Source organism: Rhodococcus sp. PSBB066, from assembly GCF_017068255.1.
Lineage (GTDB): Bacteria > Actinomycetota > Actinomycetes > Mycobacteriales > Mycobacteriaceae > Rhodococcus > Rhodococcus aetherivorans.
Map to the genome: position 1 here is coordinate 535,295 of NZ_CP070859.1, position 19,642 is coordinate 554,936.

Here is a 19,642-nt window from a genome sequence, read left to right on the forward strand (position 1 = left end):
AGTTCTCAAACAACACACAACACCCACTACTCACCCCACCGACCGGCGGAAGCTTTGATGAGCATCGTCGCTGACAAAACACTCGCGTGTTCTCTCAGGACCCAACAGTGCACCGATATAACTCCTCGGATCCCGCACAGAAACGGGACCCGGACGAGAAGTAGCTGTCAGCGTTCCACCCATGAGCCACCGTGTCCCACATGCGGGGACAAACGGTCTCTGGCCGCACACGCGCCCCGACTGTTCGGGGTGTGTGGGCAGATGCTCCTTAGAAAGGAGGTGATCCAGCCGCACCTTCCGGTACGGCTACCTTGTTACGACTTCGTCCCAATCGCCGATCCCACCTTCGACGGCTCCCTCCCACGAGGGGTTAGGCCACCGGCTTCGGGTGTTACCGACTTTCATGACGTGACGGGCGGTGTGTACAAGGCCCGGGAACGTATTCACCGCAGCGTTGCTGATCTGCGATTACTAGCGACTCCGACTTCACGGGGTCGAGTTGCAGACCCCGATCCGAACTGAGACCGGCTTTAAGGGATTCGCTCCACCTCGCGGTATCGCAGCCCTCTGTACCGGCCATTGTAGCATGTGTGAAGCCCTGGACATAAGGGGCATGATGACTTGACGTCGTCCCCACCTTCCTCCGAGTTGACCCCGGCAGTCTCCTGCGAGTCCCCAACCGAATTGCTGGCAACACAGGACAAGGGTTGCGCTCGTTGCGGGACTTAACCCAACATCTCACGACACGAGCTGACGACAGCCATGCACCACCTGTACACCGACCACAAGGGAAACCCCATCTCTGGGGCGGTCCGGTGTATGTCAAACCCAGGTAAGGTTCTTCGCGTTGCATCGAATTAATCCACATGCTCCGCCGCTTGTGCGGGCCCCCGTCAATTCCTTTGAGTTTTAGCCTTGCGGCCGTACTCCCCAGGCGGGGCGCTTAATGCGTTAGCTACGGCACGGATCCCGTGGAAGGAAACCCACACCTAGCGCCCACCGTTTACGGCGTGGACTACCAGGGTATCTAATCCTGTTCGCTACCCACGCTTTCGCTCCTCAGCGTCAGTTACTGCCCAGAGACCCGCCTTCGCCACCGGTGTTCCTCCTGATATCTGCGCATTTCACCGCTACACCAGGAATTCCAGTCTCCCCTGCAGTACTCAAGTCTGCCCGTATCGCCTGCAAGCCCGCAGTTGAGCTGCGGGTTTTCACAGACGACGCGACAAACCGCCTACGAGCTCTTTACGCCCAGTAATTCCGGACAACGCTCGCACCCTACGTATTACCGCGGCTGCTGGCACGTAGTTGGCCGGTGCTTCTTCTGTACCTACCGTCACTCGCGCTTCGTCGGTACTGAAAGAGGTTTACAACCCGAAGGCCGTCATCCCTCACGCGGCGTCGCTGCATCAGGCTTGCGCCCATTGTGCAATATTCCCCACTGCTGCCTCCCGTAGGAGTCTGGGCCGTGTCTCAGTCCCAGTGTGGCCGGTCGCCCTCTCAGGCCGGCTACCCGTCGTCGCCTTGGTGGGCCGTTACCCCACCAACAAGCTGATAGGCCGCGGGCCCATCCTGCACCGGAAAACCTTTCCACCCCGGAACATGCATCCCGAGGTCCTATCCGGTATTAGACCCAGTTTCCCAGGCTTATCCCGAAGTGCAGGGCAGATCACCCACGTGTTACTCACCCGTTCGCCACTAATCCACCCAGCAAGCTGGGCTTCATCGTTCGACTTGCATGTGTTAAGCACGCCGCCAGCGTTCGTCCTGAGCCAGGATCAAACTCTCCGTTGAAGACTCACAATCAAACCCCGAAGGGCCGATCAGTCATAGACATCGAGCCAAATCACCAGCAAAAAACTCAAACCAGCAAAAAAACACTGACCACCACAGACGGAAGAATGCGGCAGCCAGCAACGATCATCTCACGACACCTCATCGGCTTGACACCATGGTCGGCGTCTGATCTGATCGCACCAAACAAAATATTTGGCACTGACATTCATCGGCACACTGTTGAGTTCTCAAAGAACACGCGCACACCATCGCTCCGCACTTTTCAGTGCTTCACTCCGGGGCAACCGTTCCAGCCTAACATCGGGGGCTTTCGGAATCAAAATCCGCGGCCGATCCGATCTCAGGAGCGATTGGAAACCCTACCAGAAGGTTTTCAATCGGGTTAATCAGGCGCCTTCGTCCAACCTCGTTTTCCCGGGCCCCTGCGGGCCGGGTCGGTGTCCGTGTCGCTCTGACCTGGAATAAGTTACGTGATCATTCGACCCCGCGCCAAATCGCCAGGTCAGGACGGGTGTTTGCCCGCGAGGACGGCTGTTTCCGCGACACGGAACCATCCCCTGTGCCACTGCGTCTCACCTTCCGAGGCGTCCGCCTCGTGGCAGTCCCCGCGCGGACCGTAGCCGGCGTGCGCACTGCGTGGCACCGTCGTTGTCGTTCCGCGGCGCGCGTCCCCGATCACGTCAGGCATAGGAGACCCATGAGTGGCTTTCCCGCAGAGATCGTCCCGCCGGGCCGGGCGGACGGACCCGGCTCGGGGTCCCCCGCGGCAGCGACGTGCGCGGCGGCCTGCCAGGACTACCTCGCCGCGCTCGACGAGCTCCTCCTCGGGATCGGCGACCGCGAGGCCGGCGACTGTGCAGGTGACGTCGCACCGAGCGTGGCCCGCCGGATCGAGGCCGTGGTCCGGATGAAGGCCGCCTTCGAGTCGATCGCGTCCCCCGAGGCACACGCCTCGCTCTTTCGGCGGACGTGATCATTGCATCTCGCGTCGCGGCACGGGCCGCCCGAATTCTCGAGTAACGTGCTCCGTGAGCAAAGCGAGAAAGGGTGCCGTGACGTCGACCGGGAACATGGTGGGTTTGTTCGCCGGTATCGGCGGACTCGAGCTCGGCCTGGCCGAGCACGGCTGGCGCACCGAACTGCTCTGCGAGATCGACGCCGGAGCCCAGGCCGTGCTCCGCGCCCGCTTCGCCGATGTACCTCTGCACACCGACGTCACCCGCCTCCGTTCCCTGCCCCAGGCAACCGAGGTCGTCACCGCGGGCTTTCCGTGCCAGGACCTGTCGCAGGCCGGCAGGACCGCCGGCATCACCGGCTCCCGGTCGGGCCTCGTCGACGAGGTGTTCCGGTTGGTGCGGCGCAAGCAGGGCCCGCGATGGCTGCTCATCGAGAACGTCCCCTTCATGCTGCAACTCGGACGCGGCGCCGCGATGCGTCACATCACCGATGCGCTCGAGGATCTCGGGTACGCGTGGGCGTACCGGGTCGTCGATGCCCGCGCGTTCGGACTCCCGCAGCGCCGGCAGCGGGTGCTCATGCTCGCCTCGCGCACCGACGACCCCCGGACGGTGTTGTTCGGCGAGGACGCCGGCGCCCCCGCGGAAGGCGATCCCGGCACCCACCCGTGCGGGTTCTACTGGACCGAAGGCGTGCGCGGTCTCGGCTGGGCGGTCAACGCCGTGCCCACGCTCAAGGGCGGCTCCACGGTGGGCATCGCGAGTCCGCCGGCAGTGCGGCTGCCGTCGGGCGAGATCGTCACTCCCGGTCTGATCGACGCCGAACGGCTGCAGGGCTTCGACCCCGACTGGACCGCACCCGCCATCCAGGCGCCCGGTGTGCGGACCGGGCATCGGTGGCGACTCGTCGGCAACGCAGTGAGCGTGCGCATGGCCGCGTGGGTCGGTGGACGGCTCGGGCGGCCGATCGATTACTCACCCGACCACGAGACCCCGCTGCGGCCCGGCGACCCCTGGCCGAGTGCCGCCTGGGGCGCGCGGCGGCGGGCTTTCCGGGTGCACGAGTCGCACTGGCCGGTGCAGGAACCGTACGAGGATCTCGCCGGATTCCTGGAGGACGCGCGCCTGCTGTCGGCGCGGGCCACCGCCGGTTTCCTGCGGCGGGCCCGGTCCGGGAACCTGAGATTCGTGCCCGGCTTCCTCGACGACGTCGAATCCCACCTGGACCGCATGGGCGGCTTCCCCGAGGCCGCGGCCTGAGGACGGAGCCGACCGCCGTGCCCTCCACCGATCCGCAGACCAGCGCCCGGATGAGCCGGCAGCGGCGCAGGGACACCGTCCCCGAGGTGGCCCTGCGCCGGGAGTTGCATCGTCGCGGGGTGCGCTACTTCGTCGATCGTGCTCCCCTGCCGGGGATCCGTCGTCGCGCCGACCTGGTGTTCCCGCGCCGCCGCGTTGCGGTGTATGTCGACGGGTGCTTCTGGCATCGTTGCCCGCAGCACGCCACCGATCCGAAGAACAACGCCGAGTGGTGGGCCGCCAAGCTCGCCGGGAACGTGGCCCGGGACCGGGACACCGACGCGGCGCTCGCCGCGGCCGGATGGACGGCGGTGCGGATCTGGGAGCACGAGGACCCCGCGGAGGCCGCGGATCGGGTGCAGGCCGCATTGTTCGCGGCGGGACCGGGTACTGCCGATTCCTGACCGGCGAAGGAGGAAGCGGTGCAACCGGCGATCGCGCTCGTTCTCGGAGCGGTCATCGGGGTCCTGCTCGGCCTCCTCGGGGGCGGCGGATCCATCCTGGCGGTCCCCGCCCTGGTGTACGGCCTCGGACTCGACTTCCGCCAGGCCATCCCGATCTCGCTGATCGTCGTCGGGGCCGCAGCCCTGTCCGGGGCGATCCCCAAGGCTCGGGCCGGGCAGGTCGACTGGCGGCTGGCCGCGGTGTTCGCCGCGGCCGGCATCCCCGCGACGTTCGCCGGCACGGCTGTGGGCACGCTGCTGCCGCAACCGGTGCTGCTGGTGGGCTTCGCCGTCGTGATGGTGGTCGCGGGGATCCGGATGCTGCGCGAGAGCGACGACGCCGGGACCGCGTGCAAGACCGGCGACTTCGGCATCGACTGGAAGCGATGCGCGCCGAGGGCGATCCCGGCCGGCCTGGGGGTGGGCTTCTTGACCGGCCTGTTCGGCGTCGGCGGCGGCTTCCTGATCATCCCCGCGCTGGTGATGCTCCTCGGATTGGAGATGGGCGTCGCCGTCGGGACCTCCCTCGTCGTCATCGTCGCCAACTCGGCGGCCGGGCTGATCGCGCATCTCGGGGACGCCGACATCGACTGGTCGATCACGGCGGCGTTCGCCGGGGCCGCGGTCGTCGCGTCGCTTGTCGCCGGTCACCTCGGCACGCGCATGGAAACCGGACGGCTGCGGCGGTGGTTCGCCTATCTCGTCTTCGTCGTGGCCGCGTACGTGCTGGTGGACACACTGTTCCTGCGCTGAGCCGAAACTCTTCCCGCACTCCACGCATTCTTCGTACGCCCCGGGGTATCCGGGGGCATAGTGGAAGTACCGTGGGAAGGCATCGACATGGACGTATCGATCATCGAAACCTCGAGCCTCGGCGATCGCAGCTATCTCGTCACCGAGGCGGACGTCGCCGTCGTCGTGGATCCACAGCGGGACATCGATCGAGTGCTCGCGCTCGCCAACGACCGCGGAGCGCGCATCACCCATGTCCTCGAGACCCACATCCACAACGACTACGTCACCGGTGGGCTGGAACTGTCCCGCGCCGTCGAGGCCGAGTACATCGTTCCAGCCGGCGACGACGTGGACTACGAGCGACGTGCCGTCCACGACGGCGACCTGATCGACGCCGGTCCCATCCGGCTGCGGGTGATGCACACCCCCGGGCACACCCACCACCACGTCAGCTATGTGCTGCTCGACGCGACCGGCGGCACGCACGGGATCTTCACCGGCGGGTCGATGCTGTACGGCTCGACCGGCCGCACCGATCTCGTCGGCCCGCAGTACACCGAGGAACTGACCCACGCACAGTTCCGCTCCGTGCGACGGATCGCCGACGAAGTGCCGGCCGACACTCCGGTGTATCCCACCCACGGCTTCGGCAGCTTCTGCTCGGCGACCCCCACCAGCGGCGATTCGTCCACCGTCGGGCAGCAACGCGACGTCAACCCGGCGCTGACCCGCGACGAGCAGGCCTACGTCGACGAGCTCATCGCCGGACTCAATACCTACCCCGCGTACTACGCCCACATGGGCGTGATCAACAGGGCGGGTCCGTCGCCGCTCGACCTGTCTGCGCCGGAGCCGGTCGACCCGGCCGAGCTGCGCCGGCGCATCGACGCCGGTGAGTGGGTCGTCGATCTGCGCGAGCGCACCGCCTTCGCCGCGGGACACCTGGGCGGCACACTCGGCTTCGAGCTGTCCACCTCCTTCGTCACCTACCTGGGGTGGCTCTACAAGTGGGGTGCGCCACTGACCCTCATCGGCGAGAGCGACGAGCAGATCGCCGACGCCAAGCGCGAACTGGTCCGCATCGGCGTCGACGAACTCGCCGGAGCGGCCGTCGGCGAGATCCACACCCTGGTCAACGGACACGAACTTCGGTCGTACCGCGTCTCGGACTTCGCGGAGCTGACCCGGGAGATCGACAGCGAGCAGGTCCGGGTCCTCGACGTGCGCCAGAAGGACGAGTACGAGGACGGCCACGTGCGCGGAGCGGTCAACATCCCGCTGCACGACCTCGCCGAGCGGCTCGACGAGGTACCCCGCGGGGAGGTGTGGGTGCACTGCGCCTCCGGCTACCGGGCATCCGTCGCCGCGTCCATGATCGACCGGATCGACCGCACCGTCGTCCTCGTCAACGACGACTTCGAGAATGCGTACGACCACGGTCTGATCGGCACGTCGTAGGTCCTGCCCCATCGTCGGGGCCGGGGGGCCGCCACGACGCGAGAGCCCCTCACCACAATGGGTGAGGGGCTCTTCGTTGTGCGCCCGAAGGGATTCGAACCCCTAACCTTCTGATCCGTAGTCAGATGCTCTATCCGTTGAGCTACGGGCGCAGTGCGTGTATGTAGTTGTTTCTGGTATGCAGTTGTTTCTCATATTCAGTTGTCGCCGGCGACGCTGCACCGACGTGGCGGAGGCGAGAGGATTTGAACCTCCGGTCCCCCGTAAAGGGGACAACTCATTAGCAGTGAGTCCCATTCGGCCGCTCTGGCACGCCTCCCTGGGGGGTTTCGATTCTCTCGAACCGCCGGGACGAAAGATTACACACGTTCGGACGGCAAACGCAAAACGCCTGGTCAGCGCAGGTGCGCGTCGAACCAGTCGAAGATCCGGCGCCGTGCGTCGATGATCGCCGCCTCGGCCGGGTCGGTGTCCGGATCGGCGGTGTCGTGCTCGACCGGCGGCTCGTCGGGGCGATGCGCCAGGCCGGGGTAACCGATGACCAGGGTCGGTGCGTCGGCCTGTCCGGCAGCCTCGCGCAGCTGCTCGACGTCGCCGGTCGGGGTGGTCGGGTCGTCCTCGCCGTACAGACCGAGCCACGGCGCCTGCAGGTTGCGCACGGCCTCGACGAGTGCGGGAACGTCGGGCCGCAACGGCTGCACGATGCCGTGCGCCGCGACGGTGACCGCGGCACCCACCCGCCGATTGGCGGCGACGATGAGCGCCGCCGTCCCGGCGTCGTCGAACCCGATCACGCCGACCGCGTCCGGGTAGACCCCACTGCGTACCAGCCAGTCCATCGCGGCATCGACGTCGTCGAACAGGTTCTGCCCGAACACCTCGTCGTCCTCGGTGAACTCGCGGTGGAACAGATTCGGAGCCACGACCAGCCAGCCCTCGGCAGCCAGAACCTCCATGAACGCCAGCAGGGCCGGCGGAAACACACGGGATTCGTGCAGCACGACGATGCCACCGCGGATGGCACCCTCCGGCCGAAACACGGTCAGCGGTACCTGCCCCGACCCGTCCGGCAACCGGGCCGCGGCAGTGTGGATTCCCGACATACCGTCCACGATGACACGACCCACCACGACCGTGCACGCAATCGCCGGGCGCATAATCGGCTGGTGACCCCACGGACCCGCCCCGACCTCACCTCGATCCCGTCCTATGTGCCCGGCCGCAGTTTCCCGGGCGCGATCAAGCTCGCCAGCAACGAGACCACCGTCGGTCCCCTGCCCAGCGTGCGCGACGCGATCGCCGAGGCGGCGTACACGGTCCACCGGTATCCGGACAACATGGCGGCCGTGCTCATCGGCGCGCTGGCCGGGCGGCTGGGGGTGAAGCCGGAGAACATCGCCGTGGGCAACGGCTCGGTGAGCCTGTGCCAGGAACTGGTGCTCTCGACCTGCAACGACGGCGACGAGGTCGTGTTCTCCTGGCGGTCGTTCGAGGCGTACCCGGTGGTGACGGCGGTGGCCGGCGCGAAGTCGGTGCCGGTGCCCAACACCCCGGAGCACGGCCACGACCTCGACGCGATGCTCGCCGCGATCACCGACCGCACCCGGGTGGTGTTCGTCTGCAACCCCAACAACCCGACCGGGGCGCTGCTGGGCAGAGCGGAGCTGGAACGGTTCCTCGACGCGGTGCCGCCGCAGGTGCTCGTCGCGCTCGACGAGGCCTACTTCGAATACGCCCGCCCGAAGCCCGGCGAGGAGCAGGCGGACGGGATCGCGCTCGCCGCCGGCCGGCCGAACGTCGTGGTGCTGCGGACCTTCTCGAAGGCCTACGGCCTGGCCGGCCTGCGGGTCGGCTATCTCGTCGGCGACCCGTCGGTGATCAAGGTCCTGAACAAGGTGCACACCCCGTTCAGCGTCAGCTCGCTCGCACAGCAGGCGGCCATCGCGTCCCTGGCGGCGGCCGACGAACTGCTCGAGCGCACCGACAGCGTGCTCGCCGAGCGCGACCGGGTGCGGACGGCGCTCGTGGACGCCGGCTATCCCGTGCCGGAGAGCTACGCCAACTTCGTGTGGTTGCCGCTCGGTGACCGGTCGGCGGCGTTCTCCGAGGCGTGCGCGGAGGCCGGTGTGCTGGTGCGCCAGTACGCGGACGACGGGGTGCGGGTGACCATCGGCGATCCGCACGAGAACGACGCGTTCCTCGCATTTGCGACCGGCAAGGGCGTCGAGATCGCGGAAATCTCGAAGCCCTGACCTGCGCAGGAACGCCTACGAGACCCAACCGTTATCGCCGGGTGGCGATCGCGTGACCATCCGTTGGCACACTCGTCCGGTCGGCTACGGAAGTTGGAGTGTGCGGATGGGTTCAGGCGTGGCACGCCGGTGGACCCTGTCCGCGGCCCTGCTGACCGGCGCGCTGTGGACGTCGCTCGCCGTGGCCCCCGCGACCGCGATCCCCCCGGACGCCCTGCCGCTGCGGCTCATCGCCTTCCGCGACCTGCACGGCAGCCTCCTCCCGCCCCAGGGCCCCCGCAGCGAGGTCGTCCGCTCCGACGGCGCATCCGTTCCGGCGGGCGGCGCCGCATATCTCGCCGCCTACGTCCGGCAGCTGCGCTCGCAGGCGGACAACTCGGTGCTCTACTCCGTCGGCGACACCTGGGGCTCGTCCCCGATCGAGTCGGCGATGTTCCACGACGAACCCACCGTCGACCTGCTCAACGGCCTCGACGTGACCGCGGCCGCCCTCGGCAACCACGAGTTCGACAACGGCTACGCCGAGTTGCAGCGCCTGCGCGACGGCGGCTGCCACCCGGAGGGCTGCCGGTACGACGAGGAGTACGCCGGAGCCACCTTCCCGCTGATCGCGGCGAACGTCGCCGACGCCGACGGCAGCCCCGCGGCCCTGCCGTTCACCGTGGACTACGTCGACGGTGTGCCGGTCGGCGTCATCGGCATCGCCCCCCACGACACGCCGCAGGTGGTGCGCGGCGACGACATCGCCGGCCTGCAGTTCACCGACGAGATCACGGCCGTCGACCGCACCGCCGACGCGCTCGATGCCCTCGGCATCCGCTCGATCGTCCTACTCTACAAGGGCGCGTTGACGCCGCCCGCCGGGACCGACCCGTGCGACGCCACCGCCGGGCCCGCGCGCAGCCTCGCCACCCAGGTGTCGCCGAAGGTGGATGTCATCGTCACCGCGGACGGCGACGACAGTTTCAACTGCAGCTACCCCGACCCGGCGGGCAGTCCCCGGACCGTGCTGCAGGGCGCCTCGCACGGGCGCATCATCTCGGTCGCGGACCTGACGATCGACCGGGAGAGCCGCGACGTGCTGCGCGACCGCACCCACGCGTTCAATCAGATCGTGACGCACGACATCGCCCCCGACCCGCGCACGCAGCAGTTCGTGGACCGGGCCGTCGACGAGTCGCGCGACGTCGCCGAACGCGTCGTCGGCCGCATCGCCGCCGACCTGACCCGCGATACCGCGCCCAGCGGCGAGTCGGCCCTCGGCAACCTCGTCGCGGACGCGCAGCTGGCGGCCGCCGAACCCGCCGGGGCGCAGCTCGCGCTCACGAATCCCGGTGGAGTGCGCGCCGACCTGCTGCATTCCGGTGACGGGGTCGTCACCTACGGCGACGCCTACGCAGCCCAGCCGTTCGGGAACCGGCTGCAGGTGCTCGAGCTCACCGGTGCGGAACTGGTCGGGATCCTCGAGCAGCAGTTCCAGCAGGACGGAACCGGCGCGGGCCGCGAACGGATCCTCGCGCCGTCGCACACCCTGCGCTACGTCCTCGACCGGGCCGCGGCGCCCGGCAGCCGGATCCGGGATGTCACGATCGCCGATCGGCCGCTCGATGCGGCCGCGGCCTACCGGGTGGTCGTCAACGGGTTCCTCGCCGAGGGCGGCGACGGATTCACCGGGTTCACACAGGCGCGACGGGCGACGGGGGCGGGTGCCGAGCTCGACGCCCTGAACGACTACCTGGCACAGCACGCGCCCGTCCCGCCGCCGGCCACCGACCGCATCGCGCTGCCCTGACGGAACCGCTCAGCCGAGACCGAGGGCGCGTTCGAGCGTCGGCCAGGCGGTGCGCAGGTCGTCCTGCCAGTAGGGCCACGAATGCGTGCCGTACGGGCGGTAGACGATGGTGGCGGGGATTCTCAGCTCCCGCAGCCGCCGGTCGAAGCCGATCGTGCACACGAAGGCGCCGACCTCGAGCGGTCCGCCCACGTCGAGAGCCTCCGCGTCGGGGCCGACGTCGTACGGGCCGGGCAGGCCGTTGCCGGTGCTGATGAAGATCTCCTTGCCGCGCAGCCGCTCTGCCAGGGCGTACGGGTCGTGTGCCGCCCACGCCGGATCCCCCGGTGCACCCCACATGTTGTCCGGATTGCCGCCCTTGTAGGCGACGGTCCCGCGCACCGCGTCCTGCGCGGACGCCTTCGATGCGTCCAGGCAACCGCTCAGCGCGGCCACGCCCCGGTACAGGTCCGGATTCCGGGCGATCAGGCTCGCCGCCCCCGTCGCGCCCATCGACAGTCCGCCGATGGCGTTCACTCCGTTGCCCGCGAAGCGGGCGTCGATCAGCGGCGGCAGTTCCTTCGTCAGGAAGGTCTCCCACGCGTTCACGCCCAGAACGGGGTCCGGCGCGAGCCAGTCCGTGTAGTAGCTGGCGGTACCGCCGATCGGCAGCACCACGTTCACGTTCTTGTCGGCGACGAAGTCGACGAGGTCCGTGCGCTGCGTCCACGTGCTCTCGCGGTAGTCCGACTCGGCGCCGGCGCTGACGCCGTCGAGCAGGTAGAGGGACGGGCGCGGCCCGTCCCCGGCGGGGTGCAGGACCTGCACCTGGACGACCCGCTGCATCGACGGCGAGGACACGAACACCGCCGAGCGTCGAGCGGTGAGGGACTCCACCCGATCCACCCGCGCGGATGCCGCCGGCTCGGCGGACACGACGGACGTCACGGACAGTGGCAAAACGAACGCCGCGACGAGCGTCGCGACCACAGCTCTGAGCATCAACTTCCTTCGTCCCCCGACTTCGGAAAATCCGATTCCACAGTACGGACCGGGGCGGGTCAAGAAAGTGGGGCTCGTCACCAACGCGGATCGCCGCCCTTGGTGACGGTGGGGCACCGCGTCGCCGGCTACGGCTGTGAGGTCGGTTCCGGCGGGGTCCACGCCCGGTCCGTCGGCAGGTACGACCGGAACATCAGCACGAATTTCCCGGGCGGCGCCGGCAGCCAGTTCGAGCCGCCCGACACCGGCGGCCGGGACGAGACCCACACGTCGAGCGCACCGTCGGGACCACGGACCAGTCCGGGCGTCCGGTCGCCGACGGCGTAGCGGTCGACAGGGTTGGCGACGAGGAACATGTCGGGGCCGTACACGGTGACGGACCAGAAGCCGCGGTCGTCCACCGGCGGCCCCTCGGGCGGGAAGCGCAGGAGGTAACCGGCCTCGCCCCGCAGCGCCGATCCGTCCGCCGCGGTGCGGGCCACGTGGTACGTCGATTCCTCCGGCACGTTCGCGCCGAGCCCGATCGTCGCGACCACCGCGCGCTGCAGGTAGTCGGTGCCGTACCGGCCCGCGGTCGCCAGCGAGCCCCACACCGCACCGGACTGCTCGCCCGAGTCGACGAGGTCCCGGATGCGTCGCTCGCCGCGGATCACCCCGGTGGCGAGTGCGGCGACGGTGTCCGCCGGCCCGGCACTCGGCCGGGCGCCGGGCCCGACCCCGAGGCCGGCGAGTTCGTCGAGCAACGGTCCGTCGGCGGGCGGTGGTGGGTTCGCGGCCAGGATCGCCGACAACTCGTCGAAGAACTGCGGCCCCGACGCCGCGAGCGCCTGCGGGTCGGGGTTGCTTCCGCACGCGGTCGGCGGCAACGGTGGCGGCGCGTCGGCGACGGGGGCGGTCAGCACGGTGAGCGAGTACTGCCGCTGCACGGCCCGGGCGGCCTCGAGGTCGGTCTGCGCCTCGACGAGAGTCCGGCCGATCATCCAGGCGTCCCACGTGGGTGACTCGATCACGGCCGCTCCCGCCGGCAGCGGACCGTCCCATCCCGGTGGGACGACGACGTGGGCGCCTGCGGCCGATCCCGTCGCCCGGGTGCCGACGTTGGCGAAGACGTCGGTATAGATGTCGAGAAATTGGAAGTCGAAGTACCGATCCCCCGCCTCCGGGTGCGTGAGCAGCACCGGTCCTTCCCGAAGATCCAGCCACGCAATCGAATACAGCGTGTCGACGTTGGGGGCGACGACGACGCGCGAGGTGGGATCGGCCGTCGCGGACTGGTGGTGGAGCCGGTTCACCGGCAGCAGGCAGAGCATGTTCGCCCGGGTCCGCGCGAGCGTCACGGGCGCGTAGCCGTAGACGTAGCCGTCGGTGGCCACGTCGACCGCCGTCCGCTCCGGTTCCGCTGCCGGATGCGGCGCCGCGCAGGCGGTCAGCAGGCCCACCGCGAGCGCTGCCGCCGCCCGAGCTGCTGTGCCGGCCATTCCGTCAGTGTAGGAGGCGAGAACGCGTTCCTGGAGCGACACTCGCCGTCGGATCCGGGCGCTCCGGTGCCACCTGCGCGCGTCCGACGACGAAGCCCGTCACCTGCACACACGCCGCAGGTGACGGGCTCTCCTTCCGGCGGAAGCGGAGGGATTTGAACCCCCGGTCGCTCTCACGACGCTCGCTTTCAAGGCGAGTGCATTCGGCCGCTCTGCCACGCTTCCGTGCCAAATCCTAACCACACCTGTCGTCGACGGCCGCCTCCACCTTGGTGAAGATCTCGGAGAGGGTCCGGATCTGTGTCCTCGTGAGCAGGTCGACGAGGTTGCGGCGCACCCCGGCGACGTGCGTGGGCGCGGCCTCGGTGAGCCGGCGGCGGCCTTCGTCGGTGAGGGTGGCGAGGACGCCGCGGCCGTCCTCGAGGCAGGAACTGCGCACCACCATCGACGCGGCCTCCATGCGGCGGATCTGGTGGGTGAGGCGACTGCGGGACGACAGCACCCCGTCGGCGAGGTCGCTCATGCGCAGCGCCCCGTCGGGAGCCTCGGAGAGCAGCACCAGGATCCGGTACTCGGCCAGGGACAGGCCGTGCGCCTCCTGCAGGTCGCGATTGAGTCGATCCATGAGCCGGTGATTGCCGTCGATGTAGGCCCGCCATGCCCGCTGCTCGTCCGTGTCGAGCCAGCGCGGATCGGGACGGTCGGCATGCAGTTCGGCTGTCACGCGGGCAGTGTAGAGGCAGGCCGTCGTCTGCGTTACTCGCCGGTCAGTTCGCTGCGTGTCGCCCCTGCGTCGGCGTGTCGCGATAGCGTCGAACCCATGCGCGCAATCACGATCACCGAACCCGGCGGCTCCGGGGTCATGCAGTGGGCCGAGCAGCCCGACCCCACCCCCGGTCCCGGACAGGTCCTGATCGACGTGGCCGCGACGGCCGTCAACCGTGCCGATCTGCTGCAGCGCCGCGGCCTGTACCCGCCGCCGCCCGGGTCGAGCGACGTCCTGGGTCTCGAATGCTCGGGGGTGATCGCCGAACTCGGTGAGGGCGTGAGCGGCTGGTCGATCGGCGACCGGGTGTGCGCGCTGCTGACCGGCGGCGGCTACGCCGAGCAGGTCGTCGTCCCCGCCGGACAGGTCCTGCCCGTGCCGGAGGGCGTGGATCTCGCGGTGGCGGCGTCACTGCCCGAGGTGGCGTGCACCGTGTGGTCGAACGTGGTGATGGCGGCGGGCCTGCGCCGCGGTGAGGTGCTGCTCGTGCACGGCGGTGGGGGCGGCATCGGCACCCACGCCATCCAGGTCGGCAAGGCGCTGGGCGCGAAGGTCGCGGTGACCGCGTCGGCCGGCAAGCTCGACTACTGCCGTGAGCTCGGCGCCGACCTCGCGATCGACTACCGCTCGCAGGACTTCGTCGCCGAGGTCCGAGGCCGGTTCGGCGGCGCCGACGTGGTGCTCGACAACATGGGCGCGGCCTACCTGTCCCGCAACGTCGACGTGCTCTCCCCCGACGGCCGGCTCGTGGTGATCGGCATGCAGGGCGGCGCGAAGGGCGAGCTCAACCTCGGCAAGCTGCTCGCCAAGCGCGGGCACGTCCTCGCCACGGGCCTGCGCGGGCGGCCGGAGACCGGCCGTTCCGGCAAGAGCACGATCGTCGCGCAGGTTCGCGAGCACGTGTGGCCGATGATCGCCGAGGCCCAGGTCCGGCCCGTCGTACACGCAGAGGTGCCGATCACCGAGGCCGCGCGGGCCCACGAGATGCTGGATTCCCCCGACACCGTCGGCAAGGTCGTGCTGCGCATCGATCGGCACTAGGCCGGTCGGCCCGGTCAGGAGGCGGTGAGGTTGCGCAGCTCGCGCACCAGCTGGTCGAGCTCGTAGCGGGTGGTGTACGGGGCCAGGCCGATGGTGACCGCGCCGCCCTCGTCGCTGACGCCGAGCGAGTCGAGCAGGCGGCTCGTGCCGCGGCTGACCGCGACGGTGGCGATGCGACGGTCGGCGAGATGCGCGGCGACCTTCTCGGCGGGCACCCCCGCGACGGTGAAGCTCAGCGTCGGCACGCGGCTCGACGCACGGCCGATCACCATCACGTCGGGCAGGTTGTCGAGCAGGCGCATCAGCCGCTCGAACAGCTGGTCCTGGTAGCCCTGCAGCGAACTGATCGACGTTTCGAGACGCTCGCGGCGCGTGCCGGTCGCCTCGTCGTCGAGGGCCGCGAGGAAGTCGACGGACGTGACGAGCCCGGCGAGCATCGCGAACTGATGGCCGCCGACTTCGAGCCGCTCGGGGCCGCGTGCGTGCGGATCCAGGGAGACCGCCGGGATCCGGTCGAGTTGCGCCGGGTCGCGGAACACCAGGGCGCCGACCTGCGGTCCCCCCCACGCGGACGCGTTGACCGCGAGCACGTCGGCGCCGAGTTCGTGGATGTCGACGTGCGCGTAGGGCGCGGCCCCGGCTGCGTCGACCACCATGAGCCCGCCGACCTCGTGGAGCCGGTCGGCGGCGACGCGCACGTCCGGCGCGGAACCTACGAGCGACGACGCGGCGGTCAGCGCGACGAGCCGGGTGGTGGGAGTGATCAGTTCCTCGAACTGCCAGCTCGGCAGCTCGCACGTCTCGATCTCGACCTCGGCCCACCGGACCTGGGCGCCGTAGCGGCTCGCGACGCGCAGCCACGGTGCCACGTTGGCCTCGTCGTCCAGCCGGGACAGCACGAGCCCGGTGCCGAGCCCGAGCCGGGAACTGAGCGACTCCGCGAGCCAGGCCAGCAGGACCGCCCGATCCGGTCCGAGCACCACACCCGCCGGGTCACCGCCGACGAGATCGGCGACGGCGACGCGCGCCGCCTGCAGCAGCGACACGCTCCGACGGTTGGAGGTGTGCCGGCCCGTCGGGGACGCCGCGGCGTTGCGGAATGCCGTCGACACCGCGCGGGAGACCGCGTCGGGAATCTGCATTCCGGCCTGTGGGTCGAGATGGATCCAACCGTCGCCGAGCGAGGGAATCAACCCCCGGATCCGGGCAACGTCGTAAGCCATGCGTGACACTCTAAATCCCGGTGTCAATCGTGTGTCGTCCACGTCGGTCCCGTACGCCCTCCGAAGGTGCACGTACGGAGCGCAATGTCGGGTGAAACCTCCCGTATCGGGAACCTGACTCGGCAACGGCACCGGCGAGAGGACAAGATGGAACCATGACGCATTCGGAGAATGAGCACGTCCTCGTGATCGGACCCGACGGCAATCCCGTCGCGGTCCAGCGCGACGGTACCGCCTCCGGTGATCCGCGGGAGTCCGCCGCCGAGCCCCAGGAGAAGCCGGATGACGCCGAGTCGCTCGCCGACATGGTCGAGCAGCCGGCGAAGGTCATGCGGATCGGCACCATGATCAAGCAGCTGCTCGAGGAGGTCCGCGCCGCGCCGCTCGACGATGCGAGCCGTGCCCGTCTGCGCGAGATCCACCAGTCCTCCATCCAGGAGCTCGGCGAGGGCCTCGCCCCGGAACTGCGCGAGGAACTCCAACGGCTCGCGTTGCCCTTCGGTCAGGACGAGGTGCCGTCCGACGCGGAGCTGCGGATCGCGCACGCTCAGCTCGTCGGTTGGCTCGAGGGCCTGTTCCACGGCATCCAGACGGCACTGTTCGCGCAGCAGATGGCGGCGCGGGCGCAGCTCGAGCAGATGCGTCAGGGTGCGCTGCCGCCGGGCATGCTGGGGGGCGGACCTCGCCCCGACGAACGGCACGGCCCGGGACCGGGTGCCCCGGGTACCGGTCAGTACCTGTAGCGACGGCCCGACCACGATCCCCGGTAGGCTCGGACCTCGTGTCAGCTTCTGCCCTCGATCCCGAGCCCACCGCCGCGGACTCTCCGGTGGTGTCGGATTCGCAGACCTTCCGGCGCGGCCTGAAGGATCTGCGCGACGGCTTCGCCCAGCGCGAGCTGTGGCTCAGCCTGGCCTGGCAGGACATCAAGCAGCGCTACCGGCGCTCGGTCATCGGTCCGTTCTGGATCACCATCGCCACCGGTGTCCAGGCCACCGCCATCGGCATCCTGTACGCCGCGCTGCTGGACATTCCGCTCGACGAGTTCCTGCCGTACGTGACGGTCGGACTGATCGTCTGGAACATGATCAGCGCCTCCATCCTGGAGGGCTCGGAGGTGTTCATCGCCAACGAGGGCCTGATCAAGCAGTTGCCGTCGGCGCTGAGCGTGCACATCTACCGGCTCGTGTGGCGGCAGTTGCTGTTCTTCGCCCACAACCTCGTGATCTACGTGATCATGATCTTCGCCTTCGGAGTGTGGCGAGACCTGACCTGGACGTCCCTCGCGGCGATCCCGGCGCTGGGCCTGATCGTGCTCAACGCCGTCTGGGTGGCGATCCTGTTCGGCATCTTCGCCACCCGCTACCGCGACATCGCCCCGATCCTGTCCAGCCTCACACTGCTGCTGTTCGTGCTCACCCCGATCATGTGGACGACGCAGAGCCTCGAGGCGCAGGGCGGGCAGGCCGCCCAGCGCGTCAAGCTGGCCGAGATCAACCCGCTGTTCCACTACCTCGACATCATCCGGGCGCCGATGATCGGCCAGGACCAGCAGGCCTACCACTGGTACATCGTGCTGGCGATCACCGTGGCCGGCTGGGGACTGGCGCTGCTGGCGCTGCGTAAGTACCGGGCCCGCGTGCCCTACTGGGTCTAAGGGGCCGTCATCATGACCGAACATGTGAGCATCGAGACGCGCGGCGCGTGCGTCGACTTCCCGATCTTCGACGCGAAGACCCGGTCGCTGAAGAAGGCGTTCCTCGGCAAGGCCGGCGGTTCGATCGGCCGCAACAACTCCGACGTGGTGGTGGTGGAGGCGCTGCGCGACATCACCCTGTCGCTGAAGGAAGGCGACCGCATCGGCCTCGTCGGTCACAACGGCGCCGGCAAGTCCACACTGCTGCGGCTGCTGGCGGGGATCTACGAGCCCACGCGCGGCAGCGCCCGGATTCGGGGCCGCGTCGCGCCGGTGTTCGACCTCGGCGTGGGCATGGACCCGGAGATCTCCGGCTACGAGAACATCATCATCCGCGGGCTGTTCCTCGGTCAGACCCGCAAGCAGATGCTCGCGAAGATGGACGAGATCGCCGAGTTCACCGAGCTCGGCGAGTACCTGAACATGCCGCTGCGCACGTATTCGACCGGCATGCGGGTCCGCGTCGCGATGGGCGTGGTCACCAGCATCGACCCCGAGATCCTGCTGCTCGACGAGGGCATCGGCGCGGTCGACGCCGACTTCATGAAGAAGGCGCGGGTGCGCCTGCAGAAGCTCGTGGAACGCTCCGGCATCCTCGTCTTCGCCAGCCACTCCAACGAGTTCCTCGCGCAACTGTGCGAGCGCGCGCTGTGGATCGACCACGGGCAGATCCGCATGGAGGGCGGCATCGAGGAGGTCGTGCGCGCCTACGAGGGCGACGACGCGGCCGACCATGTGCATCACGTCATCGCCGAGCTGGAACGCGAGCAGGGGCTGCCGCAGGAGCGCTCGGCGTGAGCGAACGCATCGTCGGGGTGGTGGTCACCCACCGGCGGCGCGAGCAGCTGGCACAGTCGCTGAAGGTCCTGAGCGCCCAGACCCGGCCGCTCGACCACCTGGTGGTCGTCGACAACGCCGACGAGGAGGCCGTGCGCGACCTCGTCGAATCGTGCCCCCTGCCCACCAGCTACCTCGGGTCCAAGCACAACCTCGGCGGCGCCGGCGGCTTCGCCCTGGGCATGCTGTACGCGCTGTCGCTCGGTGCGGACCGGGTGTGGCTCGCCGACGACGACGGCCGCCCGGAGGGCCCCGATGTCCTCGCGACACTGCTCGAGTGCGCGCAGCGGCACGGCCTGGCGGAGGTGTCGCCGGTGGTGTGCGACATCGACGACCCCGACCGTCTCGCGTTCCCGTTGCGCCGGGGCGTGGCGTGGCGTCGTCACCGCAGCGAACTCGGCGACGTCGAGAGCGACGATCTGTTGCCGGGCATCGCGTCGCTGTTCAACGGCGCCCTGTTCACCGCCGCCGCGATCGACGCGGTGGGCGTGCCGGACCTGCGGCTGTTCGTGCGCGGCGACGAGGTGGAGGTGCACCGTCGCCTGGTCCGCTCGGGTCTGCCGTTCGGCACCTGCCTGCGCACCGCCTATCTGCACCCCAACGGCGCCGACGAGTTCAAGCCGATCCTCGGCGGCCGGATGCACACCCAATACCCGGACAACGACACGAAGCGGTTCTTCACCTACCGCAACCGCGGCTACCTGCTCTCACAGCCCGGTCTGCGCCGGTTGCTGCCACAGGAATGGGTGCGGTTCGGCTGGTACTTCCTCGTCAGCCGCCGGGACCCTGCCGCGCTCCGCGAATGGGTGCGGCTGCGCAAGCTGGGCCGGCAGGAACGGTTCGAGCGGCCTGTGTGAGGGACCGACTATCGGGCCGAATGTCACATTG

General features: G+C 69.2%; 17 protein-coding genes, 3 tRNA genes and 1 rRNA gene. 12 read left to right on the forward strand and 9 right to left on the reverse strand.

The window, feature by feature from the left end; all coding sequences use genetic code 11:
• Positions 1–272: 272 nt before the first annotated feature.
• Positions 273–1,794: ribosomal RNA gene (locus tag JYA75_RS02530) — 16S ribosomal RNA — on the reverse strand.
• A gap of 700 nt (positions 1,795–2,494) precedes the next feature.
• On the opposite strand from JYA75_RS02530, the gene JYA75_RS02535 reads away from it, so the two are divergent.
• The 5 genes from JYA75_RS02535 to JYA75_RS02555 all read left to right on the forward strand — a co-directional run bounded on the left by JYA75_RS02535 (position 2,495) and on the right by JYA75_RS02555 (position 6,688).
• Positions 2,495–2,770 (forward strand): hypothetical protein, encoded by a 276-nt coding sequence (locus JYA75_RS02535; protein WP_043796738.1) that lies wholly within the window; start codon positions 2,495–2,497, stop codon positions 2,768–2,770.
• A gap of 97 nt (positions 2,771–2,867) precedes the next feature.
• Positions 2,868–4,013, forward strand: a complete 1,146-nt coding sequence (gene dcm, locus JYA75_RS02540) for a DNA (cytosine-5-)-methyltransferase (RefSeq protein WP_043796739.1) — start codon at positions 2,868–2,870, stop codon at positions 4,011–4,013.
• A gap of 17 nt (positions 4,014–4,030) precedes the next feature.
• Positions 4,031–4,456, forward strand: coding sequence for a very short patch repair endonuclease (locus JYA75_RS02545; protein ID WP_006932816.1), 426 nt, complete (start codon positions 4,031–4,033; stop codon positions 4,454–4,456).
• A gap of 18 nt (positions 4,457–4,474) precedes the next feature.
• Positions 4,475–5,248, forward strand: coding sequence for a sulfite exporter TauE/SafE family protein (locus tag JYA75_RS02550; RefSeq protein WP_050034394.1), 774 nt, complete (start codon positions 4,475–4,477; stop codon positions 5,246–5,248).
• A gap of 87 nt (positions 5,249–5,335) precedes the next feature.
• On the forward strand, positions 5,336–6,688 hold the full coding sequence (locus tag JYA75_RS02555) for an MBL fold metallo-hydrolase (RefSeq protein WP_044475696.1): 1,353 nt from the start codon (positions 5,336–5,338) through the stop codon (positions 6,686–6,688).
• 79 nt (positions 6,689–6,767) lie between these two features.
• Here the strand turns inward: JYA75_RS02555 and JYA75_RS02560 are convergent.
• From JYA75_RS02560 to JYA75_RS02570, 3 genes are all read right to left on the reverse strand, one after another.
• Positions 6,768–6,840: transfer RNA gene (locus JYA75_RS02560), tRNA-Arg, on the reverse strand.
• 75 nt (positions 6,841–6,915) lie between these two features.
• Positions 6,916–7,007 (reverse strand) — tRNA-Ser (locus tag JYA75_RS02565).
• Between the two features lie 76 nt (positions 7,008–7,083).
• A complete protein-coding gene (locus JYA75_RS02570; RefSeq protein ID WP_029547051.1) occupies positions 7,084–7,791 on the reverse strand; it encodes a dienelactone hydrolase family protein in 708 nt (235 codons plus the stop codon).
• Positions 7,792–7,854: 63 nt separating this feature from the next.
• Here JYA75_RS02570 and hisC point away from each other — a divergent pair, with 63 nt between their 5' ends.
• Positions 7,855–8,940 (forward strand): histidinol-phosphate transaminase, encoded by a 1,086-nt coding sequence (gene hisC, locus JYA75_RS02575; protein ID WP_029547050.1) that lies wholly within the window; start codon positions 7,855–7,857, stop codon positions 8,938–8,940.
• A 106-nt stretch (positions 8,941–9,046) separates the two neighbouring features.
• The gene (locus tag JYA75_RS02580; protein ID WP_185713461.1) at positions 9,047–10,732 is read left to right on the forward strand and encodes a bifunctional UDP-sugar hydrolase/5'-nucleotidase; all 1,686 of its coding nucleotides are present in this window, start codon (positions 9,047–9,049) and stop codon (positions 10,730–10,732) included.
• 9 nt (positions 10,733–10,741) lie between these two features.
• Here the strand turns inward: JYA75_RS02580 and JYA75_RS02585 are convergent, their stop codons facing one another.
• The 4 genes from JYA75_RS02585 to JYA75_RS02600 form a co-directional block, all read right to left on the reverse strand.
• On the reverse strand, positions 10,742–11,713 hold the full coding sequence (locus JYA75_RS02585) for an alpha/beta hydrolase family protein (RefSeq protein ID WP_185713460.1): 972 nt from the start codon (positions 11,711–11,713) through the stop codon (positions 10,742–10,744).
• 128 nt (positions 11,714–11,841) lie between these two features.
• Positions 11,842–13,191, reverse strand: coding sequence for a DUF1254 domain-containing protein (locus JYA75_RS02590; protein WP_221776168.1), 1,350 nt, complete (start codon positions 13,189–13,191; stop codon positions 11,842–11,844).
• A gap of 140 nt (positions 13,192–13,331) precedes the next feature.
• A tRNA-Ser gene (locus tag JYA75_RS02595) sits at positions 13,332–13,416 on the reverse strand.
• 10 nt (positions 13,417–13,426) lie between these two features.
• Complete coding sequence (locus JYA75_RS02600; RefSeq protein WP_006932792.1) at positions 13,427–13,915, reverse strand: MarR family transcriptional regulator; 489 nt, start codon at positions 13,913–13,915, stop codon at positions 13,427–13,429.
• 96 nt (positions 13,916–14,011) lie between these two features.
• On the opposite strand from JYA75_RS02600, the gene JYA75_RS02605 reads away from it, so the two are divergent.
• Entirely contained in the window at positions 14,012–14,998 is a 987-nt protein-coding gene (locus JYA75_RS02605; protein WP_006932790.1) for an NAD(P)H-quinone oxidoreductase, read from the forward strand.
• A 14-nt stretch (positions 14,999–15,012) separates the two neighbouring features.
• On the opposite strand, the gene JYA75_RS02610 is transcribed toward JYA75_RS02605, so the two are convergent.
• On the reverse strand, positions 15,013–16,221 hold the full coding sequence (locus JYA75_RS02610) for a cysteine desulfurase-like protein (protein ID WP_185713459.1): 1,209 nt from the start codon (positions 16,219–16,221) through the stop codon (positions 15,013–15,015).
• Positions 16,222–16,376: 155 nt separating this feature from the next.
• Between JYA75_RS02610 and JYA75_RS02615 the strand changes: the two genes are divergently transcribed.
• The 4 genes from JYA75_RS02615 to JYA75_RS02630 are packed head-to-tail and all read left to right on the forward strand — an operon-like array spanning position 16,377 to position 19,611.
• Positions 16,377–16,964, forward strand: coding sequence for a bacterial proteasome activator family protein (locus JYA75_RS02615; protein ID WP_029547045.1), 588 nt, complete (start codon positions 16,377–16,379; stop codon positions 16,962–16,964).
• A gap of 38 nt (positions 16,965–17,002) precedes the next feature.
• Entirely contained in the window at positions 17,003–17,878 is an 876-nt protein-coding gene (locus JYA75_RS02620; protein ID WP_006932781.1) for an ABC transporter permease, read from the forward strand.
• Positions 17,879–17,890: 12 nt separating this feature from the next.
• The gene (locus JYA75_RS02625; protein WP_029547044.1) at positions 17,891–18,715 is read left to right on the forward strand and encodes an ABC transporter ATP-binding protein; all 825 of its coding nucleotides are present in this window, start codon (positions 17,891–17,893) and stop codon (positions 18,713–18,715) included.
• Positions 18,712–19,611 (forward strand): glycosyltransferase family 2 protein, encoded by a 900-nt coding sequence (locus tag JYA75_RS02630; protein ID WP_006932777.1) that lies wholly within the window; start codon positions 18,712–18,714, stop codon positions 19,609–19,611. Before JYA75_RS02625 ends, JYA75_RS02630 begins: the two co-directional genes overlap by 4 nt.
• Positions 19,612–19,642: the final 31 nt, after the last annotated feature.

What these genes read in the sequence shown, in the direction of transcription:
- JYA75_RS02535 (WP_043796738.1), top strand. Translation starts at nt 2,495, where the DNA reads ATGAGTGGCTTTCCCGCAGAGATCGTCCCGCCGGGCCGGGCGGACGGA.
- dcm (WP_043796739.1), top strand. Translation starts at nt 2,868, where the DNA reads ATGGTGGGTTTGTTCGCCGGTATCGGCGGACTCGAGCTCGGCCTGGCC.
- JYA75_RS02555 (WP_044475696.1), top strand. Translation starts at nt 5,336, where the DNA reads ATGGACGTATCGATCATCGAAACCTCGAGCCTCGGCGATCGCAGCTAT.
- JYA75_RS02570 (WP_029547051.1), bottom strand. Translation starts at nt 7,791, where the DNA reads ATGTCGGGAATCCACACTGCCGCGGCCCGGTTGCCGGACGGGTCGGGG.
- JYA75_RS02580 (WP_185713461.1), top strand. Translation starts at nt 9,047, where the DNA reads ATGGGTTCAGGCGTGGCACGCCGGTGGACCCTGTCCGCGGCCCTGCTG.
- JYA75_RS02585 (WP_185713460.1), bottom strand. Translation starts at nt 11,713, where the DNA reads ATGCTCAGAGCTGTGGTCGCGACGCTCGTCGCGGCGTTCGTTTTGCCA.
- JYA75_RS02590 (WP_221776168.1), bottom strand. Translation starts at nt 13,191, where the DNA reads ATGGCCGGCACAGCAGCTCGGGCGGCGGCAGCGCTCGCGGTGGGCCTG.
- JYA75_RS02605 (WP_006932790.1), top strand. Translation starts at nt 14,012, where the DNA reads ATGCGCGCAATCACGATCACCGAACCCGGCGGCTCCGGGGTCATGCAG.
- JYA75_RS02610 (WP_185713459.1), bottom strand. Translation starts at nt 16,221, where the DNA reads ATGGCTTACGACGTTGCCCGGATCCGGGGGTTGATTCCCTCGCTCGGC.
- JYA75_RS02615 (WP_029547045.1), top strand. Translation starts at nt 16,377, where the DNA reads ATGACGCATTCGGAGAATGAGCACGTCCTCGTGATCGGACCCGACGGC.
- JYA75_RS02625 (WP_029547044.1), top strand. Translation starts at nt 17,891, where the DNA reads ATGACCGAACATGTGAGCATCGAGACGCGCGGCGCGTGCGTCGACTTC.